Origin of the sequence: Streptococcus porcinus, assembly GCF_900475415.1 — a bacterium.
Lineage (GTDB): Bacteria > Bacillota > Bacilli > Lactobacillales > Streptococcaceae > Streptococcus > Streptococcus porcinus.
On sequence record NZ_LS483388.1, the window covers coordinates 77501 to 94076 of the forward strand.

At 37.4% G+C, this 16576-nt stretch carries 16 protein-coding genes (1 of these 16 only partly in view); 13 read left to right on the forward strand and 3 right to left on the reverse strand.

What is annotated here, in order from left to right:
• Positions 1–45, reverse strand: the start of a protein-coding gene (locus tag DQM45_RS00575; RefSeq protein WP_003083817.1) for a PepSY domain-containing protein. 477 nt of this gene lie to the left of the window's left edge; only the first 45 of its 522 coding nucleotides appear in the window; the start codon lies at positions 43–45; its stop codon lies off the left edge, out of view.
• 158 nt (positions 46–203) lie between these two features.
• Between DQM45_RS00575 and DQM45_RS00580 the strand changes: the two genes are divergently transcribed.
• The 4 genes from DQM45_RS00580 (at position 204) to DQM45_RS00595 (ending at position 3695) form a co-directional block, all read left to right on the forward strand.
• Positions 204–731, forward strand: coding sequence for a GNAT family N-acetyltransferase (locus tag DQM45_RS00580; RefSeq protein WP_003085448.1), 528 nt, complete (start codon positions 204–206; stop codon positions 729–731).
• Positions 732–932: 201 nt separating this feature from the next.
• On the forward strand, positions 933–1382 hold the full coding sequence (locus tag DQM45_RS00585) for a pyridoxamine 5'-phosphate oxidase family protein (protein ID WP_003084274.1): 450 nt from the start codon (positions 933–935) through the stop codon (positions 1380–1382).
• Between the two features lie 297 nt (positions 1383–1679).
• The gene (locus DQM45_RS00590; RefSeq protein ID WP_003085887.1) at positions 1680–2306 is read left to right on the forward strand and encodes a YczE/YyaS/YitT family protein; all 627 of its coding nucleotides are present in this window, start codon (positions 1680–1682) and stop codon (positions 2304–2306) included.
• A gap of 153 nt (positions 2307–2459) precedes the next feature.
• A complete protein-coding gene (locus DQM45_RS00595) occupies positions 2460–3695 on the forward strand; it encodes an ArgE/DapE family deacylase (RefSeq protein ID WP_003082859.1) in 1236 nt (411 codons plus the stop codon).
• 159 nt (positions 3696–3854) lie between these two features.
• Here DQM45_RS00595 and adhP read toward each other — a convergent pair whose 3' ends face one another.
• On the reverse strand, positions 3855–4874 hold the full coding sequence (adhP, locus tag DQM45_RS00600) for an alcohol dehydrogenase AdhP (RefSeq protein WP_003084523.1): 1020 nt from the start codon (positions 4872–4874) through the stop codon (positions 3855–3857).
• Positions 4875–5066: 192 nt separating this feature from the next.
• Between adhP and DQM45_RS00605 the strand changes: the two genes are divergently transcribed.
• From DQM45_RS00605 to cydC, 7 genes are all read left to right on the forward strand, one after another.
• Positions 5067–5624, forward strand: coding sequence for a nucleotidyltransferase family protein (locus tag DQM45_RS00605; protein WP_003083356.1), 558 nt, complete (start codon positions 5067–5069; stop codon positions 5622–5624).
• A gap of 159 nt (positions 5625–5783) precedes the next feature.
• Positions 5784–6686 carry a prenyltransferase gene (locus DQM45_RS00610; protein ID WP_003083766.1) on the forward strand — a complete coding sequence of 301 codons (903 nt, stop codon included), beginning with the start codon at positions 5784–5786 and terminating at the stop codon, positions 6684–6686.
• A 33-nt stretch (positions 6687–6719) separates the two neighbouring features.
• Positions 6720–7931, forward strand: a complete 1212-nt coding sequence (locus DQM45_RS00615) for an NAD(P)/FAD-dependent oxidoreductase (RefSeq protein WP_003084666.1) — start codon at positions 6720–6722, stop codon at positions 7929–7931.
• A gap of 80 nt (positions 7932–8011) precedes the next feature.
• Positions 8012–9439 carry a cytochrome ubiquinol oxidase subunit I gene (locus DQM45_RS00620; protein WP_003082732.1) on the forward strand — a complete coding sequence of 476 codons (1428 nt, stop codon included), beginning with the start codon at positions 8012–8014 and terminating at the stop codon, positions 9437–9439.
• Positions 9439–10458 (forward strand): cytochrome d ubiquinol oxidase subunit II, encoded by a 1020-nt coding sequence (gene cydB / locus DQM45_RS00625; RefSeq protein WP_003084837.1) that lies wholly within the window; start codon positions 9439–9441, stop codon positions 10456–10458. The genes DQM45_RS00620 and cydB overlap by 1 nt, the downstream gene beginning before the upstream one ends.
• Positions 10458–12176: a thiol reductant ABC exporter subunit CydD gene (gene cydD / locus DQM45_RS00630; protein WP_003083623.1), complete on the forward strand. Its 1719-nt coding sequence runs from the start codon at positions 10458–10460 to the stop codon at positions 12174–12176. Before cydB ends, cydD begins: the two co-directional genes overlap by 1 nt.
• Positions 12169–13914 carry a thiol reductant ABC exporter subunit CydC gene (gene cydC / locus DQM45_RS00635; RefSeq protein ID WP_003083996.1) on the forward strand — a complete coding sequence of 582 codons (1746 nt, stop codon included), beginning with the start codon at positions 12169–12171 and terminating at the stop codon, positions 13912–13914. Before cydD ends, cydC begins: the two co-directional genes overlap by 8 nt.
• Before the next feature lie 109 nt (positions 13915–14023).
• Here cydC and DQM45_RS00640 read toward each other — a convergent pair whose 3' ends face one another.
• Positions 14024–15004, reverse strand: a complete 981-nt coding sequence (locus tag DQM45_RS00640) for a polyprenyl synthetase family protein (protein ID WP_003086073.1) — start codon at positions 15002–15004, stop codon at positions 14024–14026.
• A 214-nt stretch (positions 15005–15218) separates the two neighbouring features.
• On the opposite strand from DQM45_RS00640, the gene ispE reads away from it, so the two are divergent.
• Together ispE and DQM45_RS00650 are read left to right on the forward strand one after the other, a co-directional pair.
• Positions 15219–16070, forward strand: coding sequence for a 4-(cytidine 5'-diphospho)-2-C-methyl-D-erythritol kinase (ispE, locus tag DQM45_RS00645; RefSeq protein ID WP_003084356.1), 852 nt, complete (start codon positions 15219–15221; stop codon positions 16068–16070).
• A 60-nt stretch (positions 16071–16130) separates the two neighbouring features.
• A complete protein-coding gene (locus DQM45_RS00650; protein WP_003082780.1) occupies positions 16131–16574 on the forward strand; it encodes a zinc-dependent MarR family transcriptional regulator in 444 nt (147 codons plus the stop codon).
• The last annotated feature ends 2 nt before the right edge of the window (positions 16575–16576 follow it).

The following is a 16576-nucleotide window of genomic DNA, read 5'->3' on the forward strand; positions in this document are numbered from 1 at the left end:
TAAAGTGGATAATAAAACGATACTAGTTGTAACTACTTTTTTCATATAATCACCTTTTCTAAATTTTATTTAACTATATTATATCAAGTGACCACACATTTGTAAAATGATATGGCTTATTTTGATATTGTCTTAAAGACGTGTTTTTGTGAATAATGGAAAAGTTCTGCTCAAAAAATGATAGTGCGGTAAGGAGAGAATTAATGTTCGTAATAAATACAGAAAGATTAGAGTTGAAGCCAATGAATAGGGAGTTTATTGACTCGACTCATCACTATGCATCAGATAAAGATGCTAATAGGTATATGCTTAATTTACCCAATGATTCTATTGAAGAAACTGAGGACTTTTTGTTAAACAGTGAATATAATTGGAAATGCTATTCGGAAGAGGAGTTTGAACTTGAATTTGCTATTATTTATAATAGTAAACACGTTGGAGGTTTGAGTCTTACAAAAAGGGCTGATGAGAATGTTGTTGAAATTGGCTGGATTTTGGCCAGGCCGTTTTGGCATCAAGGGATTGCTTTTGAGGCGGCTCATTCTGCTATAAGTTACTTTTCTGAAACATTCCAAGTCAAACATTTTATTGCCCACTGTGATAGTCAAAACCAAGCTTCTTATTTATTAATGGAAAAATTAGGTATGAAATGGATCGCGGTTTCTGATGGGCGCTTGAATAAGAAGGCAAAAGAAACGACTTCAGAGTATGTATATCGTTTAGACTTATAAGAATAGTAACCTTATAATGCTGATGGTCTTATTTATCGTTAATGTAATGATATAGTGGTTATCAAATGAAGGCCTCGCTATGATTCATATGGAGATAGTATTAACAATTCATTCTTTCACAGTATTCTAATTATTTTTTCTTCTTAACAAGTAAGCTTGATTTTGCTATACTAAAGAAAAGCGCTTACAGGAGATGGTGTGATGGAAATAAAAGATATGATGGCTCTAGTTGAAGATATGAAAGTCGGTGTTTTTGCTACAGTTGGGCAGGACGGTGAGCCTCATGCTAGGCATGCTCATATAACTGCTGCTAATGAAGAAGGTATATTTTTTATGACTAGCCCAAAGACTCGGTTTTATCAGCAACTAATGGGTGATGAGCGTATTGCTTTGACGGCGATGTTAGAAGATGGTTATTTGACACAGGTTATACGTATTGAGGGGGTTGCAAGACCGGTTGAAAATAAGTACTTGAAGTCGGTCTTTGCTAATAATCCTTACTATGATTACATTTATAAAGATGATGATGGTAGCAGTATGCAAGTGTTTCACCTTTATAAAGGAGAAGGATTTTACCATAGTTTGACTCAAGGGCATAAGTATATTTTCTCAGTTGGTAGGCAAGAAGAAGTGTATGTCAAGCCAATCTAGTTTAGATACTTCTACTTCCGCTTTTTAAATATGTTTAGATGTGATATTTGTTTAAGATTTGCTAATAAGACTTAAAAGCCGAAGACTAGGATTTATTAGTAAGAGTGAGTTTGTTAGAAAAGACAAAGTTAGTAAACTTTGTCTTTTCTCTTTGGATGAGAATAAATCTTTTTAGCACACGTGACTAGAAGGAGGAGCCAAGTGATGCCCATTGGAGGAAATATCTTCTTGCTATATAATGGGACTTTTGTTAAAATTTCTTATTATGATTTTGAGAATTAAAATGAGAGGCAAAAAATGAAAAAAATAGGACGTTTTTTTATTGGCGTTAATATTATGGCCTTAGGGGTGGCTATGTCAAAACAATCACAGTTAGGTACCTCACCAATTGCGGCCATTCCAAATGTCTTGTCGGAGACCTTGGAAGCTTCGCTAGGACTTCTGACAATAATATTTATGTTACTACTAGTCATCTTACAGTTTTTAATTTTAGGGAAAAATATCAGTAGAACTAGACGGTTTAAAATAGTCATTCAATTGGTGCCAGGAATTCTATTTGGTTTACTTATCAACTGTTATGATAGTTTGCTTCAGGGGTTTCAGGATACGAGTCATTATGGTAGCCAACTAACAGTCCTGTTGATAAGTGTTTTAGTACTTGCTTTAGGCGTTTACCTAGAGGTAAGTGCTGATTTTATCGTGATGCCAGGTGAAGGCCTGCCTCAAACAATTTCCAATACTTATCATTTACCCTTTGCTAAGGTTAAAGTGTGGACAGATCTTACGATGGTTGTCTTAGCTTTGCTCTTTTCTTTTAGTTTAGGTCATCCTTTTTCTGGCATTCGCGAGGGGACACTTATAGCAACCTTACTGACAGGACCTTGTGTATCCCTGTTTAATTCTTTTTTTGAAAAATTAAGCTAAATCATTTTTCCTTGTAGAAAGCATATCATAAACATGTTCTAATAGGTATAAGTAAAGGAAGCTTCAAATCAGAACTCTCTTAAGTATGAATTCAAAATAAAGCATATTTCTAAGGATGTGCTATAATGTAGTCAGAAAAGAGGCTAACCAATTATGAAAAAAAAAGAATATATCAAAATTCTACAAGATGTTATTCAAATTGAATCAGAAAATGGGAATGAAGAGCAAGTTGCTATTTATTATCGTGACCTTTTAAAAAGGCATGGCATCCCTTCGCAACTAGTGACCTATTTTGAAGGAAGAAGCAGTCTTATTTCTGAGATTTCAAATGGACCTGGACCTGTGCTTGCCTTATCAGGGCACATGGATGTTGTTAGTGTTGGTAATGTTGATGATTGGACTTATCCCCCATTTTCAGGGCATATTGAAAAAGATGTTATTTGGGGAAGAGGGGCATCAGATATGAAGGCCGGCTTGACAGCGCTGATTCTTGCTTTTATTGAAATCTATGAATCTCAACAATTTAAAGGAAAAGTGAAATTATTAGCAACTGTTGGTGAAGAGGTTGGAGAACTTGGCTCTGCTCAATTGACGGATTTAGGATATTTGGATGATGTTGAGGCAGTACTAATTGGGGAACCTTGTAATATTGGAGTTGTGTATGGACATAAAGGGTCTCTTAATTATAAGGTTACCTCAAAGGGAACATCTGCACATTCTTCAACGCCGGAGTTGGGCAATAATGCCATCGAACATATCTTACTAGCTATGACTAAGATTTCAGAAAGAATTACTCAGAAATCAGACCAGATTGTAAATGAAGTATTGGGGAAAACTTTCCATAATATTACCTTAGTGACAGGCGGTAGCCAAGTCAATTCTATTCCGGAGTATGCTAAATTTGAAGCCAACGCTAGAACTATTCCTGAATTTGACAATCAGGCGTTGATGCAAGAGGTTTTTGCAGTTATTCGGGAATTAAACAAAAAGGAAGGTTTTGATTTAGAAGCAACTATTACGGCTGATCAGCCTCCAGTTCAAACCAATCCTAACTCAAAATTAATTGAAACTATTACTAATGTTGCTAATGCTATTGAGACCTTGAAGCCACAATCATTAGTTCATCAGATGAATACTGTACTTGGTGAGGACGAACAACTGAATCCAGAAGATTTTGCTGATCTGAATCAGGTAAAACCAATGGTTGTATCAGGGACAACCGATGCAGCGCAATTTATTAGAGCCAATGATAATTTGGAGTTAGCTGTCTATGGTCCAGGTATGCCAACACTAAACCATAAACTAGATGAAAGGTTGCCTTTAGCCCAATACTTAGATTTTATTGATGTCTATAAAGTCATTATTGAGTCCTACTTGATACGTGACTAGTACAGGTCATTTTTAAAGGAAAAAGAAAAGTCCTTAGTAAGGGGATTGGTCAAAGTGATGGAATTGCTATCTAGCATGTAAAACTCTATTTGTTTAAAGTGACAAAAAGTCAACTGCTGAAAAACAGTTGACTTTTTAATTGTTAAATTGCAATTCAATTTATAACCGTGTAAAATCTAGTACTTTGCGGCCTTGAATAAGCCCTTTTTCCATTTCGTCAAAAACTTGTGGAGCTGTATCTACAGGAACTGTTTCAACTACGGGTACAACTAGCCCTTGAGCACCAAAGGCAAAAGCTTCTTCTAGGTCTTTACGAGTTCCGACTAGTGATCCTTTGATGCGGATGCCATCTAGGACAGTTTTCACGATACTTAAATCCATGTATTCTGAAGGAAGACCAACAGCAACAACAGTACCACCGGCACGAACACTTTCAACAGCTTGGTTAAAGGCAACTTTAGAAACAGCGGTAACAACTGCTCCGTGACAGCCACCGGATACTTTTTGAATATAAGCTGGAACATCTTCTATTTCTTTACCATTAACGATAACGTCAGCTCCACATTCTTTGGCAAGTTCTAATTTATCTTGGTTGATATCAACAGCAATAACTTGAGCATTAAAGACTTTTTTGGCGTATTGGATAGCAAGGTTGCCTAAACCACCAGCTCCGTAGATAACAATCCATTCACCAGGAGCAATGTCAGACTCTTTTATTGCTTTATAGGTTGTAACACCAGCACAAGTAATAGATGAAGCTTGTGCTGGATCAAGGTTTTCTGGTACTTTAACGGCATAATCAGCTGTGACAAGAGCATATTCACTCATGCCACCATCAACGGTGTAGCCTGCATTTTTAACAGAACGGCATAGTGTTTCTCTACCGGTAGTGCAGTATTCACAGTGACCACAACCTTCAAAGAACCATGCAATTGAGACACGATCACCAACTTGTAAAGTTGAGACCCCTTCACCGATTTCTTGGACAATGCCAATGCCTTCATGACCAAGGATAGTGCCAGGAACTTCACCAAAATCACCATGTGCAACGTGTAAGTCTGTATGACAGACACCACAGAATTCTACTTTGACAAGTGCTTGACCATAACCCACTTTGGGCACCTCGTGGTCAATAACATCAACGCCGGTGCTTGTTTGATTAACAACAACTGCTTTCATATAAATCCCTCCGATAATAATTATCATATATTGAAAACGTTTACACCAATATTTTATGATTTTGTGATTATTTTGTCAAACGATTTTTTGCCATTTATCAAAAAATCAGTTATAAAATGAAAAAAGGAGTCTTGTATGGTAAAGTAAGGTGACAGTAATGGAGAAGTGACAACATGTAGAAAGGATGTCTTGATGGAAGTTATTGCTAAACTGATTTCTCAGAATGTTGAATTAATGAACTTATTGAAACTTATAAAGGGCTTAGACTTATCAGATTCATGGCTTTGTGCGGGTACTTTACGGAACTTTATTTGGAATAAGTTGTCAAACCGTAATGAGATTTTGACAACGGATATTGATTTGGTATTTTTTGATCCTAACATGACGTACCAAGAAAGCTTGGCCTTGGAGCAAAGTATAATAAGAAAGTTTCCTCAATATAACTGGGATGTTAAAAATGAGGTCTACATGCACTACCATACACCAGGTGCCTCAGCTTATAGGAGTGCATGTGACGCTATTTCGAAATTTCCTGAAAAGTGCACAGCTATTGGAGCTAGATTGAATGACAAAAATCAGTTAGAGCTTTTCTTGCCTTATGGAGAAGCAGATATTTTACAATTTCAGGTAAATCCAACACCCTACTATACAGAAATGGTGGAGCGCCACAAAAAATATAATCAAAGGCAATCCCGAAAAGCTTGGTCCTCTACTTGGCCACAATTGAAGGTGAATTTTTTTCCAGAATAAGAGATTTCTCGGAAAGAAAGAGTAAAGATGATTGTCGGAAGCTTAAAAATCTATAAAAAAGAGCGATAAAATGAAATTTTTTGAAATCTTTTGTTTTATTATTGAAACAAATTGGAGTATAATATAAGGGTTAAAGAATAACTAAAAGAAAGGCTTTTCATGACAATTCCTGTTTTTCTTGAACTTGTGGAGATGAAAGCCAAGACAGCAAGTGTTTTACCTTTTTTAATTGGTTTATGCTTTAGTTACTATTACTACGGAAGTGTTCATCTTTTTTGGGTTCTATTATTTTTTATCGCCATGTTTTGTTTCAATATGTTTGTTGACATCTGGGATAATTATAATGACTATAAAAATGCTATTAATTTGGATTATCAAGCCAAGACAAATATTATTGGACGCGAGAGCTTATCTCTCAAATTAATAGAGCAAATGATGGCAATCTTTCTCTTTATTTCAGCGACTATTGGTATCCTTTTAACCGTGATGGTAGGATGGCCATTATTAGTTATGGGGCTATTTTGCTTTGCGGTTGGAATACTCTATTCGTACGGACCAAAACCTTTATCAAGCTTACCTTTGGGGGAGTTTTTCTCTGGTTTTACCATGGGCTTTATGATTAGTCTGATTTGTGTTTATTTGAATACCTATGATAATTTTAGATGGGATTTTGCAACTTTAGGAGCAATCTTTTTGATTTCCTTGCCAAATACACTATGGATTGCTAATCTTATGTTGGCTAATAACTTATGTGATAAAGAAGAAGATGAAAGCAACCATCGCTACACTTTGGTTCATTATATGGGGCTAAAAGGGGGACTGGTTCTCTTTGCTTTGGGCAATATTATGGCTATGCTAGCAATTATCGGACAATATATGTTTGGACTTGCTCCAATGACTGTATTATTGTGCTTACTTTTAGTGCCTTTTATTTATAAGCAAACCTATCTACTTTGGCAGAAACAAGTTAAGAAAGAAACCTTTATCTGTGCTGTTCGGATATTGGCTTTAGGTTCATTAACACAAGTAGTAACCTATTTTATCGGGATACTATTAACATAAAGACATTGACATTAATATTATAAGGAGAATATTATGCAAGAGATACTAGTACTGGGAGCTGGTTATGCTGGTTTGAAAACGGTACGTAATTTACAAAAACAAACTGGTGATTTCCATATTACACTGGTAGATCGTAATGACTATCACTATGAAGCGACAGAACTTCATGAAGTGGCGGCTGGATCACAGCCAAAAGAAAAAATTTCATATCCTATCCAAGATGTTATCAACCCTAAGAAAGTAACTTTCATTCAGGATGATGTTGTCAAAGTTAATCCTGAAGATTCTACAGTTGAATTAAAAAATAGTGGAACACTTCATTATGATTATGTGGTTGTATCACTGGGCTTTTGTTCAGAAACTTTCGGAATCAGCGGTGCTAAAGAAAATGCCCTTCAAATGGTAGATATTAATACGGCTGAAAATATTCACCATCATATTTTGCACATGATGGAAAAATACCGTGAGACAAAAGATAAGAATTATCTCCGTCTTTTGATTTGTGGAGCTGGTTTTACAGGTATTGAGTTAGCAGGAGCTTTAGTTGATGAACGCAAACGTTACGCTAAAATTGCTGGTGTGGCAGAAGATCAGATTGAAATTGTCTGCGTTGAAGCAGCTACTCGTATTTTACCGATGTTTGACGATAAATTAGCTCAATATGGAGTTGACTTAATTGAAAAATTGGGTGTCAACTTAATGCTTGGCTCAATGATTAAAGAAATTAAACCAGGTGAGGTTGTTTACGTAACAAGTCCAGATGAAAACGCAGAACGTCACTCAATCGCTGCTGAAACAATCATATGGACAACAGGTGTTAGTGGAAGTCCAATAATGGGAGAGTCAGGTTTTGCAGAACGTCGTGGGCGTGTTGTTGTTAACAAAGATTTACGTGATCCAAAATACGACAAGGTCTATATTCTTGGGGACGTATCAGCCTTGATAGATCCGGAAACAAATCGTCCTTTCCCAACAACGGCTCAAATTGCCACACGTATGGGGGCGCATGCTGCCAAGAACTTGGCACGTCAATTAAAAGGAGAAAAAACAGAAGACTTCAACTACAAATCCTTAGGAACAGTTGCTTCTGTTGGTAATACACATGCCTTTGGTTTAGTTGGTAAGTCGAAAGTTAAAGGATATCCAGCCTCAGTTGTTAAGAAAAGCATCATGAACAAATCATTAGTTGATATCGGTGGCTTGAAAGAACTTCTTGCCAAAGGTCGTTTCGATTTGTACCATTAATATATGATGATTTACTTTTAGTATACTTACCTTACGCTGCTTGAAACAAAGTAAGGATTACACAAATCGGAGGAAGATTTATGACTATTGAAACACTAGCACGATTTCAATTTGCAATGACAACTGTATTCCACTTTTTCTTTGTGCCTTTCACAATTGGAACCTGTTTTGTTGTAGCCATTATGGAAACTTGTTATGTGGTCACAAAAAAAGAAGAATACAAAAAAATGACAAAATTCTGGGGCAATATCATGCTCCTCAGTTTTGCGGTAGGAGTTGTTACCGGTATTATCCAAGAATTCCAATTTGGAATGAACTGGTCTGATTACTCACGTTTTGTTGGTGATATTTTTGGGGCCCCACTTGCAATTGAAGCCTTATTAGCCTTCTTTATGGAATCAACATTCTTAGGTCTTTGGATGTTTACTTGGGATAATCCAAAGATTAGTAAGAAACTTCATCTTAGCTTTATCTGGTTGGTCGTTTTTGGTTCATTAATGTCGGCCATGTGGATTTTGATTGCTAATAGCTTTATGCAACATCCTGTTGGTTATGAAGTTGTTAATGGCAGAGCACAGATGACCGATTTCTTTGCTCTTATCAATAATCATCAGTTCCATTATGAATTTGGCCATGTCATTACTGGCGCCATCACTATGGGTGGTACTGTTATTGCCGGTATGGCGGCTTTCAAACTGCTGAAAAAAGAAGCTCTAACTGAGTCTGTTCAAAAAATATATAAAAAATCATTACGTTTAGGTTTGTTAGTCACGTTGCTAGGTTCTATCTCAGTAATGGGGATGGGGGATTTGCAGATGAAAGCTTTGCTTAATGATCAACCCATGAAATTCGCAGCAATGGAGGGTGACTATGAAGATTCTGGTGATCCAGCTGCCTGGACAGTTCTTGCTTGGGCTAATGAAGCTAAAAAAGAACAAGTATTTGGAGTGAAAATTCCTTATATGCTAAGTATTCTCTCTTATGGGAAACCTTCTGGTTCTGTCAAAGGAATGAATACGGCTAACAAAGAATTGGTTGCTAAATATGGCCAAGACAATTATTTCCCAATGGTTAACTTGCTCTTTTACGGATTCCGTACCATGGCTGCTTTTGGGACCTTAATGTTAGGTGTTTCAGCGCTAGGTCTATTCTTAACGCGTCCGAAGAAACCAATTCTATATGAGAAAAAATGGATGCTTGTAATTGTTGCTTTGACAACAATTGCTCCCTTCTTATCAAATACATTTGGTTGGATTATTACAGAGCAAGGGCGCTATCCTTGGACAGTTTATGGCTTGTTTAAAATCAAAGATAGTGTCTCTCCAAATGTCTCAGTTGCCTCTCTACTCTTCTCAAACACTGTTTATTTCTTATTATTCAGTGCCTTAGGGGCCATGATGGTCTATCTTGTTATTCGTGAGTTGAATAAAGGGCCTGAGCATGAAGAAGTTCTACTACAAAATTTAAAACAATCAAGCATTGACCCATTTGAGAAAGGAGCATTCTAATGAGTGGATTACAATTTTTCTGGTTTTTCCTAATTGGTCTTCTCTTTTCCGGATTCTTTTTCTTAGAAGGTTTTGACTTCGGAGTTGGTATGGCAGTTCAAACCTTAGCTCATAACGAAGATGAAAAAGATCAAATTGTTTCAACAATTGGCCCTGTTTGGGACGGAAATGAAGTATGGCTCTTGACAGCTGGAGGTGCGATGTTTGCATCTTTTCCATACTGGTATGCATCTTTATTTAGTGGTTATTATTTAATCCTTTTGACAATTTTGTTTGGTTTAATTATTCGTGGTGTTTCCTTTGAATTCAGACACAATGTACCAGCCAAGCAAAAAAATATTTGGAATTGGACTCTAACAATTGGTTCAGCCCTTGTGCCTTTCTTTTTTGGACTGATGTTTGTTAGTCTTGTTCAAGGGATGCCTATAGATGCAAAAGCTAATATGACTGCTCGTTTTGGTGATTATTTTAATATCTTTTCCATTGTTGGAGGGGTAGCTATGTTGCTATTGACCTATTTACATGGTTTGAACTACATAGCATTGAAGACAGAGGGTCCTGTGAGAGACCGTGCAAATAACGTAGCGCAATTGCTTTATTGGGTACTGTATCTAGGCTTAGTAGCTTTTGCACTCTTGCTTTTCTTCCAAACTGACTTCTTTACTAAAGGATTTGTGACCACTTTACTATTGTTGCTTGTAATTGTTGCGCTTTCTGTTTATGCTCACATGTCAGTCTTTAAAAAAGCAGAGATGTCAGCTTTTATTGCAAGTGGCTTGACGCTAGTGTCAGTCGTTGTGCTTTTATTCCAAGGATTGTTCCCACGTGTTATGATTTCATCAATCTCTTCTAAATACGACTTGTTGATCGAAAATGCCTCTTCATCTCCTTATACCTTGAAGATTATGTCCATTGTTGCGGTTTCCTTAGTGCCATTTGTTTTGGCCTACACTGCTTGGGCTTACTACATTTTCAGAAAACGTATCACATTGCCAGTCATTGTCACGGGGGAAAAATAATGCTAGATAAAGCGGTTATGCGCTTGTCGGGTATTCATAGAATATTAGGATTGCTTGCAGGATTAGATTTCCTACAGGCAATCTTTATTATAGGTCAAGCTTACTTTTTGAGTCAGGCCATTTCAGGTTTATGGCAAGGACAGTCTTTATCAAAACAGAGTTTAGCTATCTTATATTTTCTATTATGTTATCTGGCAAGGCATCTTATTAATTTTATCAAGGATGAACAACTAGATCGATTTGCAGCAAAACATGCGCAGGAATTGCGTAGCCAATTGCTGGCAAAACTCTTTTTGCTAGGTCCGCAAATTGTCCAAGAAGAAGGATCTGGGAATGTGATTACGATGGCGTTAGATGGAATATCGTTAGTGGAGAATTACCTTCATCTAGTCTTAAATAAAATGATGAATTTGTCGGTGATTCCTTTTATAGTTTTAGCGTTCATCTTTTATATGGACAGTGAATCAGGGCTTATCTTACTTTTGGTTTATCCACTTATTATTATTTTTATGATTATCCTTGGTTTAGCGGCTAAAGCTCGTGCGGATAAACAGTATGCCTCTTACCAAGTTTTATCTAATCACTTTTTAGATTCCTTAAGAGGAATTGATACCCTTCGATTTTTTGGACTTAGTAAACGTTATGCAAAGAGCATCTATCGAACTAGTGAATCTTTCCGAAAAGCTACCATGTCCGCTTTACGAATTGGGATTTTATCAACGTTTGCTTTAGACTTTTTTACCACGTTATCAATTGCTATTGTGGCAGTAATGTTGGGGTTACGGTTAATTAATGAACAAATCTTACTATTTCCAGCCTTAACAGTCTTAATCTTAGCGCCAGAATATTTTATCCCTATTCGAGATTTTTCAAGTGATTATCATGCTACGCTAGATGGAAAGAACGCTTTTTCGGCTGTGCAGAGGATTCTCAACTGTCCAGAAAGTAAGCAAGAGCCAGTCTTAATCAACGAATGGACTGATAAAAGTTGTTTGACCCTTGATGATATTAAACTTTCTTATGAGGGAAAGGACTTCATGTCAATTCCTTATCTAGAACTTAATGGCATAAAAAAAGTCGCCCTAGTTGGTATGAGTGGATCGGGTAAATCAACCTTAGTTAACCTTTTGAGTGGCTTTCTAGTTCCAGACAGTGGGAACTTCCAGCTTGATAAGCAAAAATTATTAAACTTAGACCAAGAAGCTTGGCGAAAACAATTAATTTACATTCCTCAGTCTCCTTATGTTTTTGAAATGAGCTTGCGCGACAATATTGCTTTTTACACGCCAGAAGCAAGTTTAGAAGATATTCAGGAAGCTATCAAAGTGGTGGGGCTGGAGGAATTAGTTGAGGAACTACCAGAGGGACTTGATACTAGAATCGGGAATGGGGCTCGGCCTCTAAGTGGAGGTCAGGCTCAACGCATTGCCTTGGCGCGTGCTTTCCTGGATAAAGAGCGCCGTATTCTTTTATTTGATGAGCCGACAGCTCATCTAGACTTGGAAACTGAAATTGAGTTAAAAGCAAGGATGCTTCCACTAATGGCTAATCGTTTAGTTATTTTTGCGACCCATCGCTTGCACTGGCTTAAGGATATGGATCACATTATTGTGCTGGATCATGGACAGGTTGTGGAAGCTGGTTCTTATTCAGATTTGATAGCTAAAAAAGGCTACTTATATGATTTAAAAAATGCCATGGGAGGTCAGAATGCTTAAAATTCCCTTATTAAAAGCTTTTGAAAAGGACCAATGGGTTAAACCATATTTTAAACATTATTGGAAAGCTTTAGTTTTGGCCTTGATCTTAGGTTTCTTAACCTTCTTTTCGGCCTCTGCGTTAATGTTTAATTCTGGTTTTTTGATTAGTAAATCGGCCTCTTTGCCAAGCAATATTCTTTTGGTTTATATTCCAATTGTTCTAACACGTGCCTTTGGTATCGGACGCCCAGTTTTTCGCTATTTAGAACGCCTTACCAGTCATAATTGGGTTTTGAAGATGACTTCGAAATTACGCTTAAAGCTCTATAACAGACTAGAAGAAGATGCTATTTTTCTCAAACGTAATCACCGTCTCGGGGATATTATGGGGCTTTTAGCTGAGGATATTAATCATATTCAAAATCTCTATTTAAGAACTATTTTTCCGACTATTATTGCTTGGGTGCTTTATAGTTTTGTTGTTCTAGCAGTTGGTTATTTTTCGTGGTGGTTTGCCATTGTTCTCTTCTTCTATTTAGGACTGTTGGTAGTAGTTTTTCCCTTGTGGTCTGTCCTAGTCAATGGTGCTCGGCAAGAACAAGAAAAGGTCCTTAAAAACCGCTTGTATACGGATTTAACGGATAACGTTTTAGGGATTTCAGATTGGATTTTTAGTCAACGAGGGCATGCCTATGTCCAGCTGCACGAACGATCTGAAGCGGAACTTGCGCAAGTGCAGGCTGAGATGCGACGTTTTAACAACCGGCGTAGCCTGCTATTTGAGATGGCTTTTGGACTACTTGCGGTTCTTGTCTTGGTTTGGGCTAGTTATCAGTTCTCGGGAATTCGCGGTGGAGCAGCTAACTGGATTGCGGCCTTTGTACTTTCGGTTTTTCCTTTAGTTGAGGCTTTTGCTGGGCTATCAAGCGCAGCTCAGGAAACGAATGTTTATGCAGACTCTATAAAAGGTTTGAATGATTTACCTGTTGCCGGAACTTTAGCTGAGAGTCAGAACGTACCTAAGGAACCCTTCACTATTCAGGTCGATAAGGTCAGCTTTAGCTATGATGGACAATCAAACAAAGTACTAGACACCATTGATTTGACCATTGAGCAAGGACAAAAATTAGCCATTTTAGGTCAGAGTGGTTCGGGTAAAAGTACATTAGCAACTCTTCTTAGAGGAGACTTGCGACCAAGTCAAGGTCGGATTTTACTTGGTGGAGTAGATGTTTGTGACTTGAGTGACTCCATTGCTGACTACATAGGGGTTATTCAACAGGCTCCCTATCTCTTTAATACCAGTCTGATTAATAATATTCGTCTGGGTAATGAAGCAGCGACTGAACAAGATGTTTGGCGCGTGCTTGAACAAGTTGGTTTAAAAAACATGGTATTGGATCTCTCTAAGGGTCTGGCGACAATGGTTGATGAGGCAGGGTTACGCTTCTCAGGTGGCGAACGTCATCGCTTAGCATTGGCCAGAATTCTTTTGCAAGATACCCCAATTGTTCTTTTGGATGAACCTACAGTAGGATTAGATCCTATTACCGAAAAAACGTTATTAGACACCTTTATGAAGCTCCTCAAGGGAAAAACTATTATCTGGATTACGCATCATCTCAAGGGGATTGAAAATGCAGATCAGGTTATTTTTATTGAAAATGGACAAATCGAAATGTCTGGATCCCCAGCTTATTTGGCTGAAACAAGTCACCGCTTCCGTCATTTAAAAGCTATTGATGATGGAGAATAGATCTTGGTTAGAAAAATTTGAGTAATCATTCTAAATTTTTTATGCGTTAATAGGTGCCTGTTGTTGGGTGACATTAGCAGAACTAGAAGCAAAAAATCTGAGGATTTCCTCAGATTTTTCGTTTTAAAAGATGATTGGTAAGTTGTAACAATTGCTTTTGGACCTTAATTTTTGGGAGTGCTTTGATATCATCAATGGCTTTTTGAGTGTATTGACGCGCTAGCTCTTGGGCTTTTTCGACACCATGATTATCAAGGACTAACTGCGCAATTGTTCTTAATTCTTCAGCAGTGAGCTGGTCTTTTTTATCTAAGAGCTCTTTAAAGGCATTAGGATTATTTTTGATGGCAAATAAGAGTGGAAGGCTGTAGACGCCATTGGTGATGTCTTCTAAAATAGGTTTATTGAAATCTTTTTCTTTAGCGGTGTAATCTAAAATATCATCTAATATTTGGAAAGTCATCCCAATGTGATAACCAATTCTGCCCGCTTTGCTAACGACATCTGGACTAGCTCCACCGAAATAGGCTCCTTCTAAACTTGCTAGTCTAAAGAGCTCTGCTGTTTTCCCAGAGATGGAACGTAGGTAATCTCTAATCGACTGCTCTTGGTTAAAATAAAGATGCATCTGATCAAGTTCGCCAACGAGAATTTTTTTCATGGCTTTAGCGTTGATGCTCATATAAGGGCTATCTTGCATCGTTTCAAGGATGAGTTCAAAGAAAATGGTAAATAGAAAGTCTCCGGTATAGACGGCGATGTCTTTGCCAAACTGAGTTTGGACAGTTACTTGGCCTCGGCGTAGGGGAGAATCGTCAATGACATCGTCATGAATCAAGGTAGCCATGTGAAGAATTTCCAAAGAGGCTGCTATCTTAGTCAATTGTTCGGAGTCCTGTTTTTCTTTTGGGCCAAAGCTAGTAAATAAAAAGAAAAAGGCTGGACGTAGGTATTTCCCTCCTGCTTGTGCTAGCTGAATAATGGCTTCTTGTATATCAGTGTTACGGACCTGTACGCGCTTTTCGATGAGCTGACAGACTAGTTTGATATGTTGATCGATTTCCGGATATTTGCTCCAGTAACTTGGCATTTAGGCTTCTCCTTGGATACTATTACGTTACTATTTTACCGTAATTAGGCAGTGATTGCTAGAATTATCTTCTCAGCTAAAGAAGTCCTGTGAGGGCTTATTTGCAAAGGACCTCTAAACTTGTCATCGCTTCTTAAGTATGATAAGATTGATTTGAATTTTTCTTAAAATGTATGTCTATTTTAAGGTAGATTGAGGGGAAGAGAGGTGACAGATGGATTCTATTATTGAAAGAGCTCCGGCTAAGATCAATTTAGGATTAGATATTCAAGGAAAACGTGAAGACGGCTACCATGATTTAGAAATGGTTATGGTTTCGGTTGATTTATGTGACTATATTAGTGTGTCTGCCCTTGAAGAAGATTGTATTCAAGTGGCTTCTGATTGTCCTAAGATGCCTGTCAATGCGAAGAACGATGTTTTTAAGGCGGCTCGTCTGATTAAGGAAAACTATCAGATTAAATCAGGGGTTTCGATTTTTCTGACAAAAAAAATTCCTGTTTGTGCTGGAATGGGAGGTGGCTCAAGTGATGCTGCAGCAACTATCCGTGCTTTGAATCAATTATGGGAGTTAAACATGTCTGTGTCGGAGATGATACAGTTAGGAATAGAAATTGGTAGTGATGTCCCTTATTGTATCGAAGCAGGCTGCTCACGGATTTCTGGTAAAGGAGAAATTGTTCAACCGATTGACGGGCAACTCTCATCTTGGGTGGTTTTGGTAAAGCCAGACTTTGGTATTTCAACGCGAACGATTTTTCCAAATGTTGACCCTGAAAATATTTCTCGGGTTAACATTGATACAATTGTTGAAACCATTGAAAGCAATGACTATCAGGCGATGACTGCAGCTATGGGAAACGCTTTAGAGGATGTTTCGATTGCTCGTAAACCATTTATTCAAAAAATCAAAGATAAGATGGTAAGCAGTGGTGCTGATGTTGCTTTGATGACAGGAAGTGGGCCGTCAGTTTTCGCCCTTTGTCAGTCAGAAAAGCAAGCTAACCGTGTGGTTAATAGCTTAAAAGGTTTTTGCAAAGAGGTTTACAAAGTAAGAACGTTGTAGAGGTTTGATTCTTGACAGGGTTTTTGCTATAATTAACTGGTTAATAAAAAGAGGAATAGTATGGGAACATTAGAAAAAAAGATTGATACCTTAGTAAATCAGATTTTATTAAAAGCTGAAAATCAGCATGAATTGTTATTTGGCGCTTGTCAAAGCGAAGTCAAATTAACTAACACTCAAGAGCATATTTTGATGCTCTTATCACAAGATAAATTAACTAATACTGAATTAGCTAAAATATTAAATATTAGTCAAGCAGCAGTAACAAAAGCTATTAAAGGTCTTATCAATCAAGGAATGCTAGCAACGACAAAAGATGCCGTTGATGCGCGTGTGACTTATTTTGAATTAACTCCTCTAGCAAAGCCAATTGCCGAGGAACATACTCATCATCATGATGAGACTTTAAATGTCTATACTCGTTTATTGGGTCATTTTTCTGAGCAAGAAACTAAAGTTATTGAAAAGTTCCTGACAGTATTCTCAGATGAGTTAGAAAGGTAATG